The sequence below is a fragment of the Halostella limicola genome, assembly GCF_003675875.1.
GTDB lineage: Archaea > Halobacteriota > Halobacteria > Halobacteriales > Natronoarchaeaceae > Halostella > Halostella limicola.
Genome location: NZ_RCDI01000001.1, coordinates 1,000,383 through 1,022,857, shown reverse-complemented (window position 1 = coordinate 1,022,857; position 22,475 = coordinate 1,000,383). Strand labels below are relative to the sequence as shown.

Sequence of the window (22,475 nt, the reverse complement as noted above, 5' to 3'; positions counted from 1 at the left end):
ACAGACACGAGATACCAAGTCTTGTAACCCTTCAACGAGCCATTGAAAACGCTAATCAGGCCTTCAAACTGCTTAATCACCGTTACACCTATATGAGCACAAAGCCAAGATTGGCAAAATGCCGACAATTATATCCTCCAAAGAGTTTGTTGAAACTTACTCTCCTAACACAGATGTCGGTCCCTGGGAACTCCTCCAACAGTACTACCAAGCGACGAAGGCCTCGGCAGAACTTCGCGGCGGCAACGGCGGCCGGGCGGGCTCGCAACGCGTCGCTACGGATCTCGATCTCCCGCGAGCACGGCTCCGGGCGTGGATCGATGACGGAGGGAAACCGGATCCACAGCGTGGCCTCGAACGAGCGCACGCACGTGGTTGGATAGAGATCGACACTGGATCGTCGACGTTCGAGGGATTGAACCGTCTCGTCGCGCAGGTGTTCTCCGGTGGGTCAATTCTGGCCGATACCTACCGACCGTACTTCGCGGTCGACTCAGACGACGCCCTCGACCGGGTCGTCGCGGCGTGCGGACTCGTGGGCGTCGAATACGATATCTGCCACGCAGACGAAATCGGCCGGTCGACCGAAATTCGCGTCACGACGGACGGTGCGATCCTTGGTCGTGTCCTTACAGTCCTTGGTGCGCCGCTCGGAGAGAAAGCTACACGCGACGATCTCTCACTCCCGAACTACCTCGACAATGTTGGCCAGCACCTCCGTCTCGACTTTGCTCGGACGTACGTTTTGAACCGTGGTGCCATCCACGATGACAAAGCAACAGTTACCATTTCTGAGGATCGGCCGCAGGAATACCGGGACCAAGTCGCTGCCTTTCTCGAAAAAACTCTTGGTGAGACCGTCACAAGCGGGGACGCGACGATTACGCTCTCAGCAGATGCTGCCCGAGTACTCCAGTAAGTTCTATGCTATTCTTCGGGTCCCATCTCTTCTGCGGAGAGGTTACCTGCCAGATAGGCACTACCTCAGTCGGTGATTCCCGTCACGCGCACCGATCACGACGGCGACTTCATCCGGTACACCGTTCCCGTCTCCGGCGCTAACCGCGACGTGAGGAGATAGAGTCCGCCGTCGGGGTCAGTGGCGAAAGAGAGGACGTATTTCTCGAAGGGTTCGCCGTCGACGGTCGGACGGAGTTCGCGCATCGTCCAGGGGGGGTCGTCGTCCGGCGACGCGGCGAACAGCCGCGCGGCGCGCCCGTCGCCGACGAAGTCGGCGAACACGTACTCGCCGCGGAGGTCGGGAACCGCGTCGCCGTCGTAGACGTGGCCGCCGATGACGGCCTGTCCGAACGGCTCGCCGTCGCGGCGGTGGGGATAGACGGCGACGGGATCGACGAGGGGGTCGCCGTCGGGGGTCGCGGACGGGCAGGCGGGCCAGTTGTTCCGGGAGAGAGGGAGCTTCGCGAGCGCGTAGGCGGCGTAGCGGTTCGAGAGACAGCGCTTGCCCTCGCGGACGTTCCAGCCGTAGTTGCCGCCGCGGCGGACGAGGTTTATTTCCTCGAAGCGGTTCGACCCGACGTCGCCGACGAACAGTCGGCCGTCGGGGCCGAATGACATTCGGTAGGGGTTCCGGAAGCCCCACGCCCACTGTTCGTCGCGGCCGTCCTCGCCGACGAGGGGGTTGTCGTCCGGGACGCCGTAGGGGGACTCGCCGCTGTCGACGTCGATGCGGAGGATGCTCCCGAACAGGTTCTCGGTCACGTCCTGCCCGTTCCCGCCGCGGTTCATGAGGTACCAGTCGTCGACGTGTCCGGGCCCGGCGTCGAGGTCGCCGGAGCTCCCGTCGCCGACGGCGACGTAGAGGTAGCCGTCGGGGCCGAAGGTGATCGAACCCGCGTTGTGGTTCGGGCCGGGTTCGGGCAGGGAGAGGAGGACGCGTTCGGAGGTGGGGTCGACGCGGCGGCGGTCGTCGGTCGCAGTGAACTCGGAGAGGACGAACGCGTGGGAGAACCGGTCGAACGACGCCGACGTCAGCGGGGCGCTGTAGCGAGCGTAACACTTCCCGTTGTCCGCGAAGTCGGGGTGGAGCTCGAAGCCGAGAAAGCCCATCTCCCAGTTCTCCGGCCCCGCCATCGAGTCGGAGACGTCGAGGAACGGCTCCTCCTGATAGCCGTCCCCGTCGTGGCGGTGGACGACGCCGGACTTCTCCGCGATCAGCCGCACCGACGGATCGCCCCGGGGGAACGCCATCGCGACCGGCTGTTCGAGCCCGGTGGCGACGGGTTCGAGTCCGACCGGCGGACCGTCGACGACGGGGCTGGTCTCGCCGTCGCTCATCTCCCACCGTGGACTCTGGAGTCGCATCCCGACAGCCGTTCCCGCAACCGTGGCCAGACCGCCGCGCAGGAACCTCCGCCTCTTCATATGGTATTTGATATGAGACGGGTAGTATAAAATTAATCTGCGCCTACGGCCCGTTCGAACCGCTCGAACACAGTGGTTCGGGGTCGCCGCTCGGTCACCGAACCAGCGTGGGCAGTCCCGGAACGTTGTTTCCGAGTCCGTGTGTCACCCAGCAGTGCTCGGCCATCGCGTGACATACCCAGGCCTCGCTCCGGTTCTGATCCCCTACTCCCGGAGTAGAAGTAACCCTGAAGCGGAACCGTCACCACCGGTAGATGTGGGGTTATTGGCGTTCCTCGAGCGTAAGCGGTACCTGACGGGCGTCGGCGCGTGCCGACCGGCGGCGCGTCGCGACCCTTCTGACGGTCCATCGGACGGCCCGCGTCCGGGAGTAAGCCGGGATTGACCCGGGGCTGTCGCTCGATCGGTCGGACACTTGGCCATCCGAGCTCCGGACCGCGTGTAAAACGGTCCCTTATCTCCGTGAACTACTGGCCGTATTTATGATTATCGAAGAAGAAAACTGTACCGGACGCACGTGTCACACGCTCCAAGTGCGTCCCACCCCTTTGAAACCGAGAGATTCACCCGACTGGGCGATCAACGTTCGACCATGAGACGGATACAGCGTGGAGGGGGTGCGTGACCGTGGTTTCGGGAAAAGTCGCGTTCGCCGCCGTTCTGGCCGCCGGCGTCCTCATCCCGGGGATGGCGAAGTACTTCCTGACCAGCGCGGGGTACGCGACGCTCGGGTCCGTGACGTGGGCGCTGGGGTTCGGCACGATGGTGTTCGTCGTCTGGTACGTCTGGTTTCGTCCCCTCGATATCACGGGGCCGGTCCAGTCGGAATAACAAGTTTAAAGGCCGAATCGGCGGCAGTATCCGATAGGGATGACCGAGATACCGCTGCAGGCGCTCGACAATTTCCTGCTCGATTACCACATCGGGCACGCCGTGTTTCTCCTGTTCGTGCTGTCGATCCTCGGCTCGCTGCCGCTGAAATCGCAGAAAGTGCTGTCGCTGAACGTACTCGTCTTCGGCCTCATCTTCCTGGTGACCCCGAGCAGCCAGGCGCCGATCCAGTTTCGCTACTTCGGCATCGTGTTGCTCATCATCGGCCCGGTCCTGTACGCGACCGCCCGCCGATAGTTCCGCCCGTTGCTTCGGGCGGGTCTCTCCGCCCGCTCTCTCCCCAGCTTCGCGCGCCGAGGCGCGCCCGTCGACAGCAGTTTCGCATCGGTCGCCGGCGCGGTAGTGATTCCTCTCGTCCGTAATGATTTTGCCGCCAGCAACGCAAGGTGGATGTAGTATGAGCGGTAGCCCCGACGACGACGAACTAGACGAGCTTCGACGCAAGAAGATGGAACAGCTCAAGGAACAGCAACAGCAGGGCGGCAACGAGGAGGCCCGGCAGCGCCAGCAGCAACAGGCCGACGCCCAGAAGCAGGCGATCCTCCGCCAGCACCTGACAGACGGCGCGCGCAAGCGCCTGAACTCCGTGAAGATGAGCAAGCCCGACTTCGGCGAGCAGGTCGAGCGCCAGGTCGTCGCGCTCGCCCAGAGCGGCCGGATTCAGGGGAAGGTCGACGAGGAGAAGATGAAGGAGCTCCTGAAGGAGCTCAAGCCCGACTCGAACAGTTTCAACATCAAGCGCCGCTGAGATGGAGCTCGGGCTGCTCTACAGCGGGGGCAAGGACTCGACGCTCGCCGCGCTCCTTTTAGAGGAGTTCTACGACGTGACGCTCGTCACCGGCCACTTCGGCGTGACCGACGAGTGGACCCACGCCGAGGAGACCGCGGCGACGGTCGGCTTCCCGTTCGAGCGCCTCGACCTCGACCGCGAGGTCGCCGTCGAGGCCGTCGACCGGATGTACGAGGACGGCTACCCCCGCAACGGCATCCAGCGCGTCCACGACCACGCCCTGGAACGGCTCGCCGGGCGCGAGTTCGACGCCGTCGCCGACGGCACGCGGCGGGACGACCGCGTCCCGACCGTCTCCCGGGCCGAGGCACAGAGCCTCGAGGACCGCCACGGCGTCGACTACATCGCGCCGCTATCGGGCTTCGGTCGCGGCGCGGTCGACAGGCTCGTCGACGCGACCCTCGAACTCGACGTTGGCCCCAGCGAGCAGATCCGGCGCGCGGACTACGAGGGCGAACTCCGGGGGCTGCTCGCCGAGCGCCACGGCGACGAGGCCGTCGCCGAGGTGTTCCCGGACCACGACCAGACGCGGGTCACGGGGATCCGGAAGTGACCGGCCGCGGCGGCGCGGCCGCCCGCAGATAACAGGTTTCAAGCGCGCCCCCGCGCTACCGGGAGACATGTACGAGCGACTCAAGGGGTTCAGGGACTTCTACCCCGGCGAGATGAGCGCCCGGCGGGCCACCGTCGACGCGCTGGAGGACACCGCCCGCCGCTACGGCTTCCGGGAGATCGGGACGCCGGCGCTCGAATCGACGCAGATGTACGTCGACAAGAGCGGCGAGGGCATCGTCGAGGAGCTGTACTCCTTCGAGGACCAGGGCGGCCGCGACGTGGCGATGACGCCGGAGCTGACGCCGACCGTCGCGCGGATGGTCGTCGCCAAGCAACAGGAGCTGTCGAAGCCGATCAAGTGGTTCTCGACGCGGCCGTTCTGGCGCTACGAGGAGCCCCAGCAGGGCCGGTTCCGGGAGTTCTACCAGACGAACGTCGACATCTTCGGCTCCAGCGACCCCGCCGCCGACGCCGAGATCCTCGCGTGGGCGGCCGACGCGATGACGGACCTCGGCCTCACCCGTGAGCACTTCGAGTTCCGCGTCTCCCATCGCGACATCCTCGGCGGCCTGCTGGAGTCGTTCGACGCCGACGTCGACACGCAGGAAGCCATCCGCGCCGTCGACAAGAGCGACAAGATCGAGGAGGCGGAGTACCACGCCTTGCTCTCCGACGCCGGCCTCTCCTACGACCAGGCGGAGCGCTTCGACGACCTGCTCCGCGTCGGCGCCGAGGAGCTCGACGAACTCGTCGAGTTCGCCGACACCGACCGCGTCGAGGCGGCCGTGACGAACCTCCAGAACGTGCTCGACGCCGCCGAGGACTTCGGCGTCCGCGAGTACTGCACGCTGTCGCTGGAAACGGCGCGCGGCCTCGATTACTACACCGGCGTCGTCTTCGAGTGCTTCGACTCCACCGGCGAGGTCTCCCGCTCCATCTTCGGCGGCGGCCGCTACGACGACCTCATCGAGAGCTTCGGCGGCCAGCCCACCCCCGCGGTCGGCGTCGCCCCCGGCCACGCGACGCTGCCGCTGCTCTGCCAGCGCGCCGGCGTCTGGCCCGACGAGGAGCTCTCGACCGACTACTACGTCCTGCAGGTCGGCGACACCCGCCCCGTCGCCGCCCGCGTCGCCCGCGACCTGCGCGAGCGCGGCCACGTCGTCGAGAGCGACGTCGCCGGCCGGAGCTTCGGCGCGCAACTGGACTACGCCGACTCCATCAACGCCGAGACGGTCGTCATCGTCGGCGAACAGGACCTCGAGAACGACGAGCTGACGATCAAGGACATGGCGAGCGGCGACCAGACGCAGGTGCCGGTCGACGAGTTCCCCGGCGACCACGATCGGCCGACGTACGACGATATCGCCTAGTACGGCGTCACCCGGACGCCGTCCACGCGTCGAAACTCAGAGACGTTTCTCGTAACGACCGCGTCGTCTCGTTCCAGCGCCGTCGCGGCGATCATGGCGTCGACGACCCCGATCCGCTGCCCGTCCGCTTCGAGCCGACGCTGTATCCGGGCGGCCCGCAGCGCCTCGTCTCGGTCGAACGGAACGACGTCGACGTCCACCAGCACGTCGTCGAAGGCCTCGCGAGCGGACTCGTCGCGCAGACCGGTCCCGACCTCCGTGGCGGTGAGCGGGGAGATCCCGAGCGGTTTCCCATCGGCGACCAGTTCCTCCAGTTTCGCGACGGCGGCTTCGTCGCTCGCCATCAGGTCGATCAGAAACGACGAGTCGAGGATCACGCGCCGGGGTCCATTTCGTCGTCGAGTCGGCTCCGGAACGCCGCCGCGTCGCGCACTCGGTCGGCCTCGCCTTCGTTCAGCGTACCCACGAGGCCGAACAGCGGATGCCGGTTCCCCTCCCCTCGGGTGGCCGTTCGATGACGTCTGAGAAGCTCTCATCGTCTCGCTTCTCCCGTTTCAGCGCCCGATAGACGTCCTCGCGGACGCTAATGGCCTTGCTACCCATATCTGTGTAGTTCGATCTGTGCATCCATAGTTGTTGCATCGCGTACGGGTCCTCCCTCGTCCGACGCGGGTAGTTATTTGTCGCACGCGCCGGTAGCGCCGAACATGACCGCTTCCGAGGCCGCCGACAGCGTCCTCGACCCCGGCGTGATGTCCATGCTAGTACTTGGCGCGGGGCTCGTTTCCGTCTTCCTCGATTTCCCGTACACGGGGATGATCTTCGCGCTGGGATTCGCCGTTCTCGTGCCGCTGAGCGCGATGATCGGCCGTAGCGGGAAAGACCCCGAAAGGAGCGCCGCCGACGCCGATCCGGCCACCGAAAACGACGCGGTCGACGAGTCGGCCGCCCTCGAAACCCTCCGCGAGCGCTACGCCCGCGGCGAGATAGACGAGATGGAGTACGAGCGCCGGCTGGAGGACCTGCTGGCGACCGAGAGCGTCGGCGAGGCGCGCGAGTACGTCGACCGGCGCGGCGGAGACGAAACGCGGCGACGACCGTCCGAGCACGGCCGAGAACCGGAGCGCGAACGGCGCTGATGGACGCCTACCGGATCGCCTACGACGGCCGCCCGTACCACGGGTTCCAGCGTCAGCCGGACGTGCCGACCGTCGAGGACGCGGTCTTCGACGCCTTGCGTGACCTCGGCGTCTCCGACGGCGCGCCGCCGGGGTACGCCGCCGCCGGGCGGACCGACGCGGGCGTCTCCGCCGTCGCCCAGACAGTCGCGTTCGACGCGCCGGAGTGGCTCTCGCCCGCCGCGTTCAACGGGGAACTCCCCGCGAGCGTCCGAGCGTGGGCGCGGGCCGACGCGCCCGACGGGTTCCACGCGACCCACCACGCGACTGCCCGGGAGTACGTCTACCACCTGTACGCGCCGGACGCCGACGCGGGGCGGGCGCGGACCGCACTGGACCGGCTCCGGGGCGAGCACGATTTCCACAACCTGACGCCGGACGACGAGGGGACGGTCCGGGACCTCGACGCCTCGCTCGTGGTCGACGGCGACTACCTCGTCCTGACGTTCCGCGCCGGCGGGTTCGCCCGACAACTCGTCCGGCGGCTCGTCTCGCTGGCCCGCGCCGTCGCGACTGGCGAGGCGGCGATGGAGAAGATAGAGCGCGTTCTCGCGCCCGAACCGCTCCCCGGCCACGAGGGGATCCCGCCCGCGCCGGCGTATCCGCTCGTGCTCGTCGACGCGGAGTACCCGGACCTGACGTTCGCGGTCGACGAGGACGCCGCCGAGAGCGCACAGGCGGTGTTCGGCGGAAAGCGGGTGGAGTGGCGAACACGGGCGCGGGTGGCCGGGGAGATGGCGGACCGGCTCTAGCCCCACTCGTCGGGCCATACGCCGGCCGCTCGCATCCCGGACTCGTACGCCCGCTCGCGGAACGCCTCGCGCAGCGTCGCCGGGTCGACGCGGGGCGGGGCGTCGTCGGCCGCGACGAGTTCGCGTATCAGCAGGGCGGCGAGCATCGCGTGAGATCGGAGGTTCCGGCGGTCGACCTTGTCGCGGGTGTCGGCGCGGGTGTGAGTCCACCCGCGGCCGCGCTCGCCGCTCTCGCTGTGCAACTGCAGCGCCGGCACGCCGTCGCGCAGGAAGGGCCAGTGGTCGCTGAACGGGTGCGGGTCCGGCTTCTCGACGACGGGATGACCGGTCTCGTCGGCGACGCGGTCGACGAGGTCGTTCATCGCGTCCGAAGCGTGCGTGAACGCCCGCAGGTCCCGAAAGCGGCCCGCGCCGTCGACGTTGACGACCGCGCGGACGGCGTCGAGGTCAAGCACGTCCGCGAGCGCCTCGCTCCCCAGCAGACCGAGTTCCTCGCAACCCACGCCGGCGACGCGCACGCGGCAGTCGAGGTCGAGTTCGGCGAGGACCCGCGCCGCGCCGACCAGCACCGCGACGCCACAGGCGTTGTCGAGCGCGCCCTCGCCGACGTCGTGGGCGTCGTAGTGCGCGAGGGCGACGACCTCCTCGTCCGCGCCGTCCGGACCGAGGACCCCGTGGACGTTCCGGCTCTCACCGGGGTCCGTCCCCGCGTCGACGCCGACGCTGACGGTCGCGCCGCGCTCGGCGTACTCCCGGAGCCACGCGCCGTCCTCCTTCGAGACGCCGACGCCCGGGATCTCGCCGGCGGCGTCGAACCGGAGCGCGCCGGTCGGCGGCAGTTGCCCCTCGACGTGGTTGGCGAAGACGAACGCCGCCGCGCCGGCGTCGACCGCGTGGCCGTACTTCTCCATCCGGTGGAGGAACCGTCGGTCCGGCGGCGTGTCCGTGCTCGCGACGACGACGTTCCCGTCGACGTCCGCGGCGTCTATCTCCTCCGGCGTCCCGTAGCCCGCGTCCACGATGTCGGCCGTCACCTCGCCGCCGGGCGAGTACGGGAGTGCGACCGCCTCGAAGGCGCGCTCGACCGGGGCAGTCACCGAGAACGACGCCGCGCCGCGTGTCCAGCGCGTCATCGAGAACGACTGTCGAGTCACGTCGCGGACGCCGGCGTCGGCGAGCGCCTCCGCCACGATATCGGCGGCGCGGCGCTCGCCCTCGTGCCCGCCGAGTCGGTCGGGGAGTTCGGCGAGGCGGGAGAGCGTTCGCCACGGGGCGTCGTCGCGCCATGCGCGGCCGAGCGCGCGGTCGAGGTCCGTCATGGCGTGCGATCCGACGGCCGTCGTGATAAGAATCATGAACGACAAGTCTTACCTCGGGACTCCACCTAGGGAGGCCCATGAGTTCGGTACCCGAACGCTCGGAGATAGAGACCGAGTACAAGTGGGACCTGGAGAGCGTCTACGCGACCGACGACGAGTGGGAGGCCGCCTACGAGGACGTCGCCGAGCGCGTCGACGATCTGTCTGCCTACGAGGGCCGCGTCGCCGACGACGGCGAGACCCTCCTCGAAGTGCTGGAACTGCGGGACGCGATCATGCGTGACGTGTCGAAGGTGTACGCCTACGCCCGCATGCGCCGCGACGAGGACACCCGCGACCAGGAGTACCAGGCGCTCACCGCCCGGGCGCAGTCGCTGCACTCCGACGCCGCCAGCGCGGCGAGCTTCATCGAACCGGAGATCCAGTCCCTGTCGCGCGAGGAACTCGACGCGATGGTCGAGTCGACCGACGGGCTCGAAGGCTACGACCACTACCTCGGCGACGTGCTCCGGATGAAAGAGCACACCCGCTCCGCGGAGGTCGAGGAGCTGCTGGCCGAGCTCGGCGAGGTGACCCACGGCACCGGCGAGGTGTACAACATGCTGACGAACGCGGACATGGAGTTCCCCGCCGTGGAGGACCCGGAGGGTGAGGCCGTCGAGATCACCCTCAGCAACTTCACGAAGCTCCAGAAGAACCCGAACCGGGAGTTCCGGCGGGAGGTGTACGAGCAGTTCTTCGACGAGTGGGCCGAGGTGCGAAACGCCGTCGGGTCGGCGTACAAAAACAGCGTGAAGGCCGACGTGAAGGAGGCCCGCGCCCGCAACTACGACACCGCGCGGCAGGCGGCGCTCGACGGCCCGAACATCCCCGTCGAGGTGTACGACAACCTCGTCGAGACCGCCCGCGAGAACCTCGACACGCTCCACCGCCACGCCGACCTCAAGCGCGAGGCGCTCGGCGTCGACGAGCTCCGGATGTGGGACCTCTACATGCCCATGACCGAGTCCGAGAGCCCCGACGTCGGGTACGGGGAGGCGAAAGAGCACATCGTCGAGGCAGTCGGCGCGCTCGGCGAGGACTACCAGTCCCGCGTCGCGGAGGGCCTGGAGTCGCGCTGGGTCGACGTGTACGAGAACCAGGGGAAGCAGGCCGGCGCGTACTCCGGCGGCACGTACGACACCCAGCCGTTCATCCTGATGAACTACCAGGACGACATCTCCTCGATGTACACGCTGGCCCACGAGCTCGGCCACTCGCTGCACTCCCAGTACACGAGCGAGGAGCAGCCCTACGTCTACAGCGACTACGAGATCTTCGTGGCCGAGGTCGCGAGCACGGTCAACGAGGCGCTGCTCACCCACCACCTCCTCGACACCGTCGAGGACCCGCAGTTCCGCCGGCACGTCCTCAACGAGTACCTCGAACGCTTCCGGTCGACGCTGTACCGCCAGACCATGTTCGCCGACTTCGAGCACCGCGTCCACGAGCTCGAAGAGGCCGGCGAGGCGCTCACCCCCGACCGCCTCGACGAGCTGTACCGCGAGCTCAAGGCGGAGTTCTACGAGCCCGCGGTCGTCGACGACCGCATCGCTCGCGAGTGGATGCGCATCCCGCACTTCTACCGGGCGTACTACGTGTTCCAGTACTCGACCGGCATCAGCGCCGCCGTCGCAATCGCGCAGGGTATTCTGGAGGAGGGCGAACCCGCCGCGCAGCGCTACATCGAGTTCCTGCAGCGCGGCTCCCGGGAGTACCCGCTCGACCTGCTCCGCCACGCCGGCGTCGACATGAGCTCGCCCGAGCCGATCCAGCGCGCACTCGACGAGTACGACGAGCACCTCGACGAGATGGCGTCGCTGATCTGACGCCAGTGGCGTCATCGATCTGACTCCAGTATCGACCGCGACCCAAAGGCACATTTACCGAGCGTTTCTTAATCGTTTGTAACTGATGTCACGCAGCCCCTCGCTCCCCGACAGACCCCGCCTCGACCTCGATCCCGAGATGTCCGACGAGGAGCGCGTCGAAGCGCTTCGCGAGCACTTCGCGGAGATCCTCGAAGTGCACGACGAACTGACCGAGCAGCTCGACACCGCGGACGCGCGCCGGCAGGAGCTCCGCGCGGACGTCGACAAGCTCGAGCGCGAGAACGAGAAGCTCAAGACCTCCTCGCTGTACGTCGCGACCGTCGAGGAGGTCTCGGACGACGAGATCGTCGTCAAGCAACACGGCAACAACCAAGAAGTCCTCACCGAGGTCTCCCCGCGGCTGCAGGACGAGCTGGAGGCCGGCGACCGCGTCGCCGTCAACGACTCTTTCAGCGTCCAGACGATCCTCGACAACGAGACCGACGCCCGCGCCCAGGCGATGGAGATAGACGAGAGCCCCGAGGTCCGCTACGAGGACATCGGCGGCATCGACGAGCAGGTCCGCGAGGTCCGCGAGGCCGTCGAGGAGCCGCTCGTCCGCCCCGAGCAGTTCGCTGAGGCCGGCATTGAGCCGCCCAGCGGCGTGCTCCTGCACGGCCCGCCCGGCACGGGGAAGACGATGCTGGCGAAGGCCGTCGCCAACGAGACCGACGCCACCTTCATCAAGATGGCCGGCTCCGAACTCGTCCGGAAGTTCATCGGCGAGGGCTCCCGACTCGTCCGCGACCTGTTCGAGCTCGCCTCCGAGCGCCAGCCCTCCATCATCTTCATCGACGAGATCGACGCGATCGCGGCGAAGCGCACCGAGAGCAAGACCTCGGGCGACGCCGAGGTCCAGCGCACCATGATGCAGTTGCTCTCGGAGATGGACGGCTTCGAGGACCGCGGGAACATCCGCATCATCGCGGCGACGAACCGCTTCGACATGCTCGACCGCGCCATCCTCCGCCCCGGCCGCTTCGACCGCCTCATCGAGGTGCCCGAGCCGGACCACGACGGCCGCGTCAAGATCCTCGAGATCCACACCCGCGACATGAACGTCGCCGACACGGTCGACTTCGACGCCCTCGCGGACAGCACCGAGGGCTACAGCGGCGCCGAGATCGAGTCGCTCACCACCGAGGCCGGGATGTTCGCCATCCGCGACGAGCGCACCGAGGTCCGCATGGAGGACTTCGAGAACGCCCTCGAGAAGATGGAGGACGACGACGCCGCCGGCGACACCGTCGCGTCCGGCGGCTACCCCGACTACGCCTACTAAGACGAACTTTTGCGCTGCGGCGTGACGAGCGGTCCGCCGTGGGCGGACACGCTCGCAGTCCTCGGCAAAAGCTCGACCAAAATCACAGCGTCACCGCCTCGGTCGCTTCGCTCCCTCGACGGTTCCTTGGACCGCTCACTCCCGTTGGTCGCTCGCGGTGAAACGGCGGCTTCGCCGCCGTATGCCTTCCGCCGTAAACCGGTCATAGAACTCGCCACCTAGTGGAGAACACTCCCGTCAGCCGTCGATGCACGCATCGATCCGCTCTGCGGTCTGGTCGGCCGCCTGCTTCCAGTCGTCCGGCCAGTCGCCGCCGCGCTTCGGAGGCGTGAGGGCGAAGTCGACCGGGTGGTAAGAGAGTCGGTCGATCGTTTCGGACGCCGTTCGACCCACGAACTCTGCGTTCTTCCGCTTCGATGAGACACCGTCACCTTTGAGGTCGTAGTAAGCAGTGAAGACCTGTGCGACGGTAACTCGGCTCCGGACGATTCGATCGGTGCTCAGGTGGCGGAACAACTTCGCGGTGTTGTCGGCCGGGTCGGCACGACGCCACTCTAGTTCGACGATGATGATGTGGTCGTCGCTCGCCCCGGCAACGTCGACGGGCGTACCGGCGATCCGGTGTTCTGTCTGCCAGCTAAACGTCGGCAGCGATTCCGCGAGCCGATCGCGGAGGCGGGCTTGCACCGTCGACGCGAACTCGCCCATGTCCGCCGATTACCTGCGACCCTTCTGAATCTTCGGATCGCGGACAGGAGTACGGCAGTCGATATCGCGGTCTTCCGCTCTATCGAACCGCAACGCCTTACGCGGGCGAGCGTCACCTCCGAGTATGAACACGATTCGCGTCGTTTGGGGGACGGCGACGGGACCCACGGAGATGGCGTCGTACGACGCCGCGCTCGCGGCGGCGAACGTGCACAACTACAACCTCGTCCCCGTCTCGTCGGTCATCCCCGCAGACGCCGAGGTGGAGGCGGTCGGCACCGCGCCGGACCTGGGCCCCGCGGGCGAGCGCCTGACGGTCGTCGAGGCGCGGGCGACGGTGGCCGGTCCGGGTCGCGCCAGCGCGGGGCTGGCCTGGTCCGAGTCGGAGGAAGGTCCGGGCCTGTTCTACGAGGCCGCGGGCGAGACGGGCACCGAGGACGTCCGGGACCGCGTGCTGCAGGGGCTCTCGACGGGGCAGGAACTGCGCGACTGGACGTTCGGGGAGGCCAAGCACGAGGTGGCCACGGAGCCGGCGGAGCCCGGGATGTACACGTCGGCCGTCGTGCTGGCGGTGTACGGCGACAGCGACTCGCTGTTCTGACCGCCGCCCGTTTCGGACGCGGCCGCCGAGACAGCGCGGCGACGGCGTTCGGCGGCTCACGACCGGTGAGACACACGTTACCCCGGCCGATCCCTTTTTACGAGGGAGGGACGTAAGGCAGATAGCACGATTCTCATGAACGGAAACACGCCGTACGCCGGAAACCCCGGTATTACGCAGGCCGGCAAGCGCGCCACGGCTGATCTCCCTGAACTCACTCAGGACCAGAAGCGGGCGCTCCGTCAGGACGTCTCCCGGATCGCGGCCCGCACCCGCGAGTACCTCCCCAGCGAGTACGTCGTCGACTCCGAGATCTCCCACGGCGCCGGCGGTCCGCAGGTGACCGTCGCCGTCCGCCCCCCGGTCGGCCACCCCGTCTCCGCCGGCTTCACGCCGGACGAGGACGACCTCGACGGCGAGGACCTCATCGCCGCCGAGGACCGCAACGAAGTCGCCCGCGGCCTCGCCGCCAGCGCCGCCCTGCAGGTCAAACAGGCCATGCAGGAGGGCGTCACGCCGACCGCGCGGTAAATTGGGATCCTTTTTTTAAGGCAGCGACGCTGTCTCAGCGGCTGCACGGGCGAAATCACCGTCGACGGCCGGAAGCGCGGTGAGGAGGGGACGCGACGAACCGCGCGACCCGGGGAAGGGCAGGCACTCTGCAAGCAATGTATCCGCGAGCGACCGTAGGGAGCGAGCGGTCCAAGGAACCCTCGAAGGAGCGAAGCGACTGAGGGGGTGACGTGGCCCGAGACGGCGCAGCCGTCTCGGCATCACGAAAGGCGCTTCGCGCCTTTCGAACGACCGTGATTTTGGTCGAGCTTTTGCCGAGCCTCGGGAAACCGCCGCGAAGCGGCGGGTTTCCCGTCGCACAGCGCAAAAGGTCGTCGCGTTACTTCCCCCAGAACGGGTCCCGCTTCCGCTGCTTGTCGAGGTACTGCTGGAGCGCCTCGAACTCGTCGGCCGGGATGTCGTCGGAGAGCTCCTGTTCGAGTATCTTCGCGTGCTTCTCGGGGAGTTCCGTCCAGAGCTCGTCGCCCTCCTCGATCTGGCGGCCGACGGTGGGGCCGTCGATGGCGACGGAGACGCGGTCGCCGCGGCGGGCCTCGTCGACGTCCTCGCCCTGCTCCTGGATCCCCTTGATCTGGCCGACGCGGTCGGGTTCGTTGCCCTCGAAGAGGACGACCCGGGAGTTGTTCTTGACGGTGCCGGCGAGCACCTCGACGCCGACGACCGCGGGGTCGTTCTGGCGGAAGGTGTGGTCCGGGAGGATGCGGAAGCGGGCGGGGCGGGTGATGTTCTCGAGGACCGTCTCCTGCTGGGCCTTCTCGATCTCCTCGACGTACTCCTCGTACTCCTCGATGAGCTGGTAGATCACGTCGCTCTCGAAGACGTTCACGTCGTCGAGGTCGGCCTGGTCCTCGGCGTCGTCCAGCACGTCGACGTTGAACCCGAGGATCGTCTGGTGCTTGTCGTCCTCCGCGGTGCTGGCGACGCTGACGTCCCGCGGCGCGACGTCGCCGACCTCGGCCCGCATGATCGGGACTTCGGCCTCCTCGAGGGCGTTGGCCATCGCTTCGAGGCTGCCGAGCGTGTCGGCCTTGATGACGACGCCCTCCTCGCCGGTGGAGACGGCGATGTCGGAGAGCTCCTCCTCGACCTCGGCGACGACCTCTTCGACGGGGCTGTCGCGGACGACCCGGACCGGCGCGCCGGCCATCGCCTCGTCGAGTTCGGGCGCGGCGATCTTCACGCCGGACGCGGCGGAGATCGAGTCGACCGTGTCGAAGCGGCTCTCCGTCCGAATCTCGGCGAGCGGGCGCGGCTTGAGCAGGGCGCGGACCTCCGTGACGATGGGGTCGTTCTCGCCGCCGACGACGATGGTGTCGTCCTCGGCGACGGTGCCGTCGTAGAGGACGACGTCGACGGTCGTGCCGAAGCCCTTCTCCTCTTTCACTTCGAGGACGGTGCCGACGCCGGGCCCCTCGACGTCGATCTCCATCGCCTCCTTCATGTAGCGCTGGGAGAGGCCCATCATGACGGTCAGCAGGTCGGGGACGCCCTCGCCGGTCATGGCGGAGACGGGGACGACGCCGACGTTGTTCTGGAAGTTCTGGACCCGCCAGTACATGTCCGCGGAGAAGCCCTCGTCGGAGAGGTTGCCGATGATCTCGTAGAGGGACTCGTCGAGGTCGGAGCGCACCCGGTCGCTCTGCTGGTCGTACGTCTGCTGGATCGGGGCGTCCTCGTTGGCGTTCCACCCGGGGACGGTGTCGATCTTGTTCGCGGCGACGATGAAGGGCGTCTCGGAGCGCTTGAGGATGTCGAGTGCCTCCAGCGTCTGGGGCTGGAAGCCGTCGTTGACGTCGACGACGAGGATGGCGATGTCGGCGAGCGCGCCGCCGCGGGAGCGAAGCGTCGTGAAGGAGTGGTGCCCCGGCGTGTCGATGAACAGGAGCCCGGGGAGGTCGAAGTCGTCGGGATCGACGAGGTCGCCGGCGATCTCCGAGATGACGTCGAGCGGGACGGCCGTCGCGCCGATGTGCTGGGTGATCGCCCCGGACTCGCCCTCGATGACGGCGGAGCCGCGGATCTTGTCGAGCAGACTGGTCTTGCCGTGGTCGACGTGGCCCAGGACGGCGACGATGGGGGTACGAAGGGATTCTGACGGGTCGCGTGTATCGGTATCAGACATAGCTAACCACCGGAGAAGGTTCTTGTGTAGGAGTACTCTGCGCGGCATTTAATTGTATCGTCATCCCGCCGTTCGGCTAGATATCGCGGATCCCGTCGACGGGAGGGGCGAAGGCGAACCGTGATCGGATCGTTCGTTACAGTTATTCTCCAGGAGGAACTAACGTCGCACATGGCCTGGGACGTCCTCGGCCGTCTACTGGCCCGCCTCCGAGAGTGGTACGCCGTCGAGGAGTCCGAGGAGCGCATCGAGGGGTCCGGCGACGTATACCTCGATCCGGCGTACAACGGCCGGTACGAGGCCGAGCGAGAACTGAAACGGCTCTCGAACGCGGACGAGGAGGACGAGCGTAGCGCGAAACGGGCTCTCGCCGGCCGCGTCGGCCGCTTGCTTCGCGCCGGCGACCGGGACGAGAGTTCACCCACTGCGCCCGGTTGACCGCGACGGGGCCCGTGGCGTTTATATTTCATTAGTCGGAAAGGGACTGTATGTCCGGCATACTGGCAGAGAACCTCTCGGGGAAGGACGTCATGGGGTCCGACGGCACCGAACTCGGGATGCTGTACAACATCACGATGGACCTCCGAACGGGCGAGCTCAACGACATGATCGTCGAGCCCACCGAGGAGACGCCGAAGCGTAGCATCGACTTCGAAACCGACACCGGCGGCCGGTTCCGCGTTCCGGTATCGCGCGTCCAGGCTGTGAAAGACTACATCGTCGTCCAGCGGTAAATGTACGTTCTCGATTCGTCCGCTTTCATCAACGAGTACCACACCGACGAGCAGACGGCCACGATTCCGATGGTCCGGGAGGAACTCGAGGATGAGAGCGCCTACCGGTACGACGCGATGGAGGGGTCGGGGATGCACATTCACATCCCGGGCGACCAGACGACGGAGAAGGTCCGCCGCGCGGCGAAAGAGCTCGGCGACCTGGAGGAACTCTCCGACACCGACGTTCGCCTCATCGCCGCGACGTTCGAACTCGACGGGACGCTCGTCACGGACGACTACGCGATGCAGAACGTGGCGGAGCGGCTGAACGTCGACGTGGACGTCATCGCGCAGGACGGCATCGCCGAGGAACGCTCCTGGCTGTTCCAGTGTCAGGGCTGCGGGCGCGAGTTCGACGACAACAAGGACCGCTGTCCGATCTGCGGGAGCGCGCTCTCTCGAAAGAACCCGTCGAACGCCTAGGAACGCCGTTCGGCCTCGGTCTGTTCCAGCCCCCGCTGGATGAGCTGGCGCAGTACCTCCTCCTCCGTGAGTCCGTACTCGCGGGCGAGCGCCCGCACGCGCTCGCCGATGTCGTCCTCGCAGACGAGGGAGTACTGTCTGGCCATAGACGTATTATATATAGGATGTGAAATAAAACCCTGTCAGACGGCCGTCAGACGAGCGCCGGGGCCGCGCCGGTTATCTCGACGTACAGGGTGGCGAACTGGATCGCGTTCAGCGCCCCGTGAATGAACGCGGGCACCAGGATGTTGTCCGACATGGCGTAGAACGCACCGAGCACGATAGACAGCGTGAAGATCGTCGCGAGGCTGCCGAGCGTCTCGACCATCGAACCCCCGCCGTACGCGGAGAAATGTACGATAGAGAACACGAAACTCGCGACGACGATGGCGCTCGGCCGCGAGAAGACGTCGTACAGGGACTTCTGGACGATGTTGCGAAAGAGCAGTTCCTCGCCCGGACCGATGACGAGGAAGGACGCCGGGATCAGCAGCAGCAGTATCTCGGGGTTGCCCTGCCGCGCCTGCTCGACGGTCGAGTGACTCGACGAGGGGACGCCGAGGTACTGGAAGAGGAGGCTCAGGCCGATGAGGCCGCCGAAGATGACGAAAACGCCGGCGACCGCCAGGCCGGCGTCTCGGAGCGACGGCGTCCGGACGTCGATGAAGTCGAGGTCGCGGTCGGAGAGCCGGAGGTACGCGAGCGCCGTCGCGGCCGTCCCGAGGCCGAGCCCGAACGCGCCGACGAGCTGCTGGCGCATGGGCGTCAGCTCCGGCCAGACAGTGGCCAGGAGCAACACCGCGACGAGCAGCGACGCGACGTTCAACACGAGGTAGCCGAAGAGGCCGACGCCCGTGCTGACGACCGTCGTCCGTACCATCTTGGCGAGGCGACTGTCGGGGATGGCCTGCCAATCAGCGAGCGCGGCGAGGACGCCGCCGACGCCGCCGACGAGCGTGCCGACCGCGCCGATCCCCAGCGACGAGAGGCCGAACGGGAGGGGGTTCCCCGACGACCCCGCGACGAGTGCGTAGCCGCCGAGGCCGACGACCGCGACGCCGGCGACCGCGGCCAGCGGCGCGGCGAGTCGCCTGTCGAGCAGGTCGTACCGGCGGCCGAAGAAGGCCGCGAGCATGACGCCCGCCACCGCGACGCCCGCCGCGGCGACCGTCAGGTCGTCGAGGACGTCGTTCGTCAGCAGGAGGACCGCCGCGACCAGCGCGACGCCGGCGAGGGAGGCTCCCGCGTCGGGGGCGATAGACCGGTCGGAGGGGGACGCGTACGTTCCGGCGACTGCCGTGTCGTCCATGCGGTCCCCTACGGGCCCCGGACAGTAAACTCTGTTACTCGACGACGAGCCGCTCCTTCTCGGCGACGGCCTCGGCTTCCTCGAACTCGCCGCCGCCGAGCAGGCCGCGGGCCGCGCGCTTGCCCCACTCGACGGCCGGCTGGACGAACGTGTCGACGCCGTACAGTTCGCCCGCCAGCACGCAGGCGGCCTCCATCCCGTACAGCAGTTCGCCGAGGCCGCGCTCGTCGACCCGGTCGATCTCGACCCGGACCGACGGCCGGCCGGCGGCCGCGAGGCTCGCCTCCGTCGCCTCGAACTCCGCGTCGAGCAGTTCGCCCAGCGTCGAGCCGCCGAGGTAGGACAGCCCCTCGAGGTCCGTCTCCGGGATCGCGCGGTCGGCGCGCTCGCGCGGGCGGACCATCGTCACCATCTTGTCGCGGGGGCCGGCGCGGTACAGCTGTAGCTGAGAGTGCTGGTCGGTCGCGCCGAGCGCCCGGGCGGGGGTCTGGCCGAGGCCGTCCTTCCCGAGGCTCTCGGCCCACAGCTGGGCGAACCACTCGGCGTAGGTCTCCAGCGACTCCGCGTACGGCATCATCGCGTTGACCGACGCGCCGCGCTGGTCGAGCGCGTACGCGGCGGCGCCGTAGGCGTACGCGGGCGACTCGAACAGCGACCTGGACAGGCGGTCGGCCTCGTCGCGAGCGCCGGCGAGGACGGCGTCGAGGTCGTGGCCCTGGACGGCCGCGCAGGCGAGCCCCACGGTCGAGAGGACCGAGAACCGGCCGGGGACGCCGTCGGGGACGGCAAGCGCCGGCAGGTCGTGCTTCTCCGAGAGCCGGCGGAGCGGCCCCTCCTCACCGGTCGTGACGAACGTGCGTTCGGTCCAGTCGACGCCCGCCGACTCCATGGCGTCGCGGACGACGAGGAAGTTCGACAGCGTCTCCGCGGTCGTGCCGGACCGAGAGACGGCGTTGACGACGACGTTCGAGAGGTCGAGCGAGTCGAGCAGCGCCGCGACGCGTTCGGGGTCGACGTTGTCGAGGAAGTGGGCGTCCACGTCCGAGTCGAGCGCGTCGGCGAGCGTCGCCGCGCCCAGCGCGCTCCCGCCGATGCCGACGGTCAGCACGGCGTCGGGGTCGTCGAACCGGTCGACCGCCGCCCGGATGGCGTCGGGGTCGGCCGTCTCCGGCAGGTTCAGCGACGCGTAGCCGTGTTCGCCGTCCGCGCGGCCCGCCTCGATCCGCTCGTGCGCCGCCGCGACGTCCCCGTCGAGGCGTTCGAGCGCCTCTCGGGAGACGCCGGGCGACGCGACCGTCGAAAGCGCGTTGCCGAGGTCGACGTGCATGGTGTGACCCGCGGCGCGGCGCTATAAGTTAGTACCGCGTTCGCCCCGGCATCGCCGACGTACCGGGTCGCTTATTCCGGTACCGTCCGAAGCGCCGACGATGGCCGACACCGACGACGAGCGGACGTACCGCGGCCTCCCCGGGGCGTTTCCCTACGCGTTCCGGACGAGCGACTCGTGGGCCTTCCGCGGCTACGCCGTCCTCAGCGCGCTGCTGACCGTGCTCGTCACGCTCCTGCTCGGATCGGCGCTGGTGGTCCTCATCGGCGACACCGTCGGGACGGCCGGCGGGTCGCTCACCCTCTCGCGGTCGTTTTACGTCCTCGTCGGACTGCTCGTCGTGGTGCCCGTCGTCGCGCCGGTGCTGCTCGTCGCCCGCCGCCACCGCCGCGCGGGGAGCGACGCGCGCTACGACCGCCGCCTCGCGCTCGCCGGGTTCGGCTTCGTCCTCGCGCTGTACGTCGGCCTCGTGATCACGGTGCCGCCGGCGCAGCAGACGGCCGCGTCGGGGCCGCTCGCGCCCGTCGTCGACGCGCTGTACGCGCTGCCGCCGCTAGTCGGCTTGCTCCCGCCGATACTGGCCGCGCTCGTCATCGCGCTGATGCATCGACGGTCGCGGTGAGCCGGGGGGCCGGTGTACACGCTCGGGCCTCACTCGCCGGGCTCGTCCCCACGGTAGCGCGGGTGCGAGTCGCCGACGAGCCGCTTGAACGCCAGCAGGACGGCGGCGTGGAACGCGACGAGGACGACGACGCTCGCGACGATGATAGCGACCTGCAGCGGCGCGGAGAGCAGGCCGAGCGAGACGATGAGCGTCGTCGCGCAGGCCGGCGGGTGGATCGCGTCCGTCGCGATCATCGCCCAGCTCGTCAGCACGATAGAGAGCGTCGCGCCCGCCGCCAGCCGGAGTCCCTCGGGCGAGGCGGCCGCCGGGTCGGCGGTGATCGAGACGCCGGCGGCCACCGCGGTCCACGCCAGCAGGCCGGCGGCGGCTCCGATGCAGTGGCTCCCGACGATGCGGAACATCTCCCGCCGCTTGACCCGCCGCTCGAACGCGAGGACGAACGCCGACGGGCCGAGGCTCGGGAAGATAAAGGGCTGGCCGGTCAGCCACGCGATCGCTCCGAGAACGGTGAACAGCAGTCCGGCGTACAGGCTCGTTCCGACCCGTCGGCGCATGTCCGGGGCGTCGTCGCTCGGCCCTCAAAGGCCTCCTGATCGATCGGCTCGGGCGGGTGACGCCGCTCTCCCTCCCCCGTTTTTACCCGACGGGCGGTGGTGAAGGCGATATGGCGACCGTGGTCGAGTTCACTGTCGAGTCGGACGTGTTCCCGCTGGGGAGCATCTTCTCGGACTTGGAGGCGGGCGTGACGGTCGAACTGGAGCGGGTCGTTCCGCGCGACGACGAGTCGGCGGTCGTCCCGTACTTCTGGGTGCGAGGGGTCGTCGTCGACGAGATCCTGCCACACTTCGCGGAGCATCCGGGCGTCCGCGACATCGAAGTCGTCGACGAGTTCGAGACGCAGTACCTCATGCGGTGCGAGTGGGTACCCGAGTACGCGGGTATCCTCGCGGGGCTCACCGAAGCGGACGTGACGCTGCTCACCGCCGAGGGGACCGAAGAGGAGTGGCGGTTCGAGGTTCGCGGCGTCAGCCAGGACGCGGTCTCCGACTTTCAGCGGTACACGCTCGAACACGAGATCCCGATAACGGTCACGGCGATCCACTCGCTCACGCCGCTGGAAACGACGGGACCGTTGACCGACGCTCAGCGGGACGCCCTGCTGACGGCGCTCCACTGCGGGTACTACGACTCGCCCCGCGCGGCGACGATGTCCGAGGTCGCCGACGCGCTCGGGATCTCTCAGCAGGCGCTCTCGTCGCGGCTTCGGCGCGGGACGCGCAACCTGATCGAGAACTCGGAGCTCGGTGCGGAGGAGTAGCCGCTCGTTCGGGACAGTCGCCGCTTTCCTTATAAATGAGTTGTTATTACAGCAGTGTGGGGTTTGCGCCAGGAAGGCCAATCAGAGGTATGGAAATTGTGTTGGGCCACTGTACTGCGTGCGGGAATCAGCAACCGGGAGAGAAGGACGACGTTCGCGTAACACCCCTCGCCGAGAACGGGTGTGCGAAGTGCGAGAACGAGGAGTTCGTCTACGCGG

At 68.0% G+C, this 22,475-nt stretch carries 27 protein-coding genes; 17 read left to right on the top strand and 10 right to left on the bottom strand.

Annotated features, from left to right (window positions below; all coding sequences use genetic code 11):
- Positions 1-118: 118 nt before the first annotated feature.
- Positions 119-919, top strand: coding sequence for a hypothetical protein (locus tag D8670_RS06180; RefSeq protein WP_121817193.1), 801 nt, complete (start codon positions 119-121; stop codon positions 917-919).
- A gap of 95 nt (positions 920-1,014) precedes the next feature.
- On the opposite strand, the gene D8670_RS06175 is transcribed toward D8670_RS06180, so the two are convergent.
- The gene (locus D8670_RS06175; RefSeq protein ID WP_121817192.1) at positions 1,015-2,385 is read right to left on the bottom strand and encodes a PQQ-dependent sugar dehydrogenase; all 1,371 of its coding nucleotides are present in this window, start codon (positions 2,383-2,385) and stop codon (positions 1,015-1,017) included.
- 627 nt (positions 2,386-3,012) lie between these two features.
- On the opposite strand from D8670_RS06175, the gene D8670_RS06170 reads away from it, so the two are divergent.
- From D8670_RS06170 to hisS, 5 genes are all read left to right on the top strand, one after another.
- A complete protein-coding gene (locus D8670_RS06170; protein WP_121817582.1) occupies positions 3,013-3,216 on the top strand; it encodes a DUF7996 family protein in 204 nt (67 codons plus the stop codon).
- Between the two features lie 39 nt (positions 3,217-3,255).
- Positions 3,256-3,513: a DUF8006 family protein gene (locus D8670_RS06165; RefSeq protein WP_121817191.1), complete on the top strand. Its 258-nt coding sequence runs from the start codon at positions 3,256-3,258 to the stop codon at positions 3,511-3,513.
- Between the two features lie 160 nt (positions 3,514-3,673).
- Entirely contained in the window at positions 3,674-4,024 is a 351-nt protein-coding gene (locus tag D8670_RS06160) for a DNA-binding protein (RefSeq protein WP_121817190.1), read from the top strand.
- Between the two features lies 1 nt (position 4,025).
- On the top strand, positions 4,026-4,619 hold the full coding sequence (locus D8670_RS06155) for a DUF7411 family protein (RefSeq protein ID WP_121817189.1): 594 nt from the start codon (positions 4,026-4,028) through the stop codon (positions 4,617-4,619).
- Between the two features lie 67 nt (positions 4,620-4,686).
- Positions 4,687-5,991 carry a histidine--tRNA ligase gene (gene hisS / locus D8670_RS06150; RefSeq protein WP_121817188.1) on the top strand — a complete coding sequence of 435 codons (1,305 nt, stop codon included), beginning with the start codon at positions 4,687-4,689 and terminating at the stop codon, positions 5,989-5,991.
- Here the strand turns inward: hisS and D8670_RS06145 are convergent.
- The gene (locus D8670_RS06145; protein ID WP_205254038.1) at positions 5,988-6,368 is read right to left on the bottom strand and encodes a PIN domain-containing protein; all 381 of its coding nucleotides are present in this window, start codon (positions 6,366-6,368) and stop codon (positions 5,988-5,990) included. The genes hisS and D8670_RS06145 overlap by 4 nt on opposite strands.
- Positions 6,369-6,444: 76 nt before the next feature.
- Positions 6,445-6,594, bottom strand: coding sequence for an antitoxin VapB family protein (locus tag D8670_RS06140; RefSeq protein ID WP_162994203.1), 150 nt, complete (start codon positions 6,592-6,594; stop codon positions 6,445-6,447).
- A gap of 104 nt (positions 6,595-6,698) precedes the next feature.
- Here D8670_RS06140 and D8670_RS06135 point away from each other — a divergent pair, with 104 nt between their 5' ends.
- Complete coding sequence (locus tag D8670_RS06135) at positions 6,699-7,130, top strand: SHOCT domain-containing protein (RefSeq protein WP_121817186.1); 432 nt, start codon at positions 6,699-6,701, stop codon at positions 7,128-7,130.
- Positions 7,130-7,921 carry a tRNA pseudouridine(38-40) synthase TruA gene (gene truA / locus D8670_RS06130; RefSeq protein WP_121817185.1) on the top strand — a complete coding sequence of 264 codons (792 nt, stop codon included), beginning with the start codon at positions 7,130-7,132 and terminating at the stop codon, positions 7,919-7,921. Before D8670_RS06135 ends, truA begins: the two co-directional genes overlap by 1 nt.
- Here truA and D8670_RS06125 read toward each other — a convergent pair.
- Positions 7,918-9,240, bottom strand: coding sequence for a M28 family metallopeptidase (locus D8670_RS06125; RefSeq protein ID WP_121817184.1), 1,323 nt, complete (start codon positions 9,238-9,240; stop codon positions 7,918-7,920). The two genes, truA and D8670_RS06125, sit on opposite strands and share 4 nt — an antisense overlap.
- Before the next feature lie 77 nt (positions 9,241-9,317).
- Here D8670_RS06125 and pepF point away from each other — a divergent pair, with 77 nt between their 5' ends.
- Together pepF and pan2 are read left to right on the top strand one after the other, a co-directional pair.
- Positions 9,318-11,108, top strand: a complete 1,791-nt coding sequence (gene pepF, locus D8670_RS06120) for an oligoendopeptidase F (protein ID WP_121817183.1) — start codon at positions 9,318-9,320, stop codon at positions 11,106-11,108.
- An 85-nt stretch (positions 11,109-11,193) separates the two neighbouring features.
- A complete protein-coding gene (pan2, locus tag D8670_RS06115; RefSeq protein WP_121817182.1) occupies positions 11,194-12,432 on the top strand; it encodes a proteasome-activating nucleotidase Pan2 in 1,239 nt (412 codons plus the stop codon).
- A gap of 237 nt (positions 12,433-12,669) precedes the next feature.
- On the opposite strand, the gene D8670_RS06110 is transcribed toward pan2, so the two are convergent.
- Positions 12,670-13,140 carry a hypothetical protein gene (locus D8670_RS06110; protein WP_121817181.1) on the bottom strand — a complete coding sequence of 157 codons (471 nt, stop codon included), beginning with the start codon at positions 13,138-13,140 and terminating at the stop codon, positions 12,670-12,672.
- A 124-nt stretch (positions 13,141-13,264) separates the two neighbouring features.
- Here D8670_RS06110 and D8670_RS06105 point away from each other — a divergent pair, with 124 nt between their 5' ends.
- Both D8670_RS06105 and D8670_RS06100 read left to right on the top strand, forming a co-directional pair.
- A complete protein-coding gene (locus D8670_RS06105; protein ID WP_121817180.1) occupies positions 13,265-13,741 on the top strand; it encodes a pyruvoyl-dependent arginine decarboxylase in 477 nt (158 codons plus the stop codon).
- Between the two features lie 135 nt (positions 13,742-13,876).
- Complete coding sequence (locus D8670_RS06100) at positions 13,877-14,272, top strand: DUF5811 family protein (protein WP_121817179.1); 396 nt, start codon at positions 13,877-13,879, stop codon at positions 14,270-14,272.
- 361 nt (positions 14,273-14,633) lie between these two features.
- Here D8670_RS06100 and infB read toward each other — a convergent pair whose 3' ends face one another.
- Positions 14,634-16,436, bottom strand: coding sequence for a translation initiation factor IF-2 (gene infB / locus D8670_RS06095; RefSeq protein WP_121817178.1), 1,803 nt, complete (start codon positions 16,434-16,436; stop codon positions 14,634-14,636).
- Positions 16,437-16,607: 171 nt separating this feature from the next.
- On the opposite strand from infB, the gene D8670_RS06090 reads away from it, so the two are divergent.
- Genes D8670_RS06090 through D8670_RS06080 form a run of 3 tightly spaced genes read left to right on the top strand, consistent with a single transcriptional unit; the run spans position 16,608 to position 17,635 of the window.
- Positions 16,608-16,874: a hypothetical protein gene (locus D8670_RS06090; protein WP_121817177.1), complete on the top strand. Its 267-nt coding sequence runs from the start codon at positions 16,608-16,610 to the stop codon at positions 16,872-16,874.
- A 50-nt stretch (positions 16,875-16,924) separates the two neighbouring features.
- A complete protein-coding gene (locus D8670_RS06085) occupies positions 16,925-17,170 on the top strand; it encodes a PRC-barrel domain-containing protein (protein WP_121817176.1) in 246 nt (81 codons plus the stop codon).
- The gene (locus tag D8670_RS06080) at positions 17,171-17,635 is read left to right on the top strand and encodes an NOB1 family endonuclease (RefSeq protein WP_121817175.1); all 465 of its coding nucleotides are present in this window, start codon (positions 17,171-17,173) and stop codon (positions 17,633-17,635) included.
- On the opposite strand, the gene D8670_RS06075 is transcribed toward D8670_RS06080, so the two are convergent.
- Genes D8670_RS06075 through D8670_RS06065 form a run of 3 tightly spaced genes read right to left on the bottom strand, consistent with a single transcriptional unit; the run spans position 17,632 to position 20,313 of the window.
- Entirely contained in the window at positions 17,632-17,781 is a 150-nt protein-coding gene (locus tag D8670_RS06075; RefSeq protein ID WP_121817174.1) for a CopG family transcriptional regulator, read from the bottom strand. The two genes, D8670_RS06080 and D8670_RS06075, sit on opposite strands and share 4 nt — an antisense overlap.
- 47 nt (positions 17,782-17,828) lie before the next feature.
- A complete protein-coding gene (locus tag D8670_RS06070) occupies positions 17,829-18,986 on the bottom strand; it encodes a CPBP family intramembrane glutamic endopeptidase (RefSeq protein ID WP_121817173.1) in 1,158 nt (385 codons plus the stop codon).
- Between the two features lie 34 nt (positions 18,987-19,020).
- On the bottom strand, positions 19,021-20,313 hold the full coding sequence (locus D8670_RS06065; protein ID WP_121817172.1) for a glucose-6-phosphate isomerase: 1,293 nt from the start codon (positions 20,311-20,313) through the stop codon (positions 19,021-19,023).
- Between the two features lie 100 nt (positions 20,314-20,413).
- Here D8670_RS06065 and D8670_RS06060 point away from each other — a divergent pair, with 100 nt between their 5' ends.
- Positions 20,414-20,935 (top strand): DUF8056 family protein, encoded by a 522-nt coding sequence (locus tag D8670_RS06060; protein WP_121817171.1) that lies wholly within the window; start codon positions 20,414-20,416, stop codon positions 20,933-20,935.
- 29 nt (positions 20,936-20,964) lie between these two features.
- Here the strand turns inward: D8670_RS06060 and D8670_RS06055 are convergent, their stop codons facing one another.
- The gene (locus tag D8670_RS06055) at positions 20,965-21,492 is read right to left on the bottom strand and encodes an HPP family protein (protein ID WP_121817170.1); all 528 of its coding nucleotides are present in this window, start codon (positions 21,490-21,492) and stop codon (positions 20,965-20,967) included.
- Between the two features lie 110 nt (positions 21,493-21,602).
- Here D8670_RS06055 and D8670_RS06050 point away from each other — a divergent pair, with 110 nt between their 5' ends.
- The gene (locus tag D8670_RS06050; protein ID WP_121817169.1) at positions 21,603-22,256 is read left to right on the top strand and encodes a helix-turn-helix domain-containing protein; all 654 of its coding nucleotides are present in this window, start codon (positions 21,603-21,605) and stop codon (positions 22,254-22,256) included.
- The last annotated feature ends 219 nt before the right edge of the window (positions 22,257-22,475 follow it).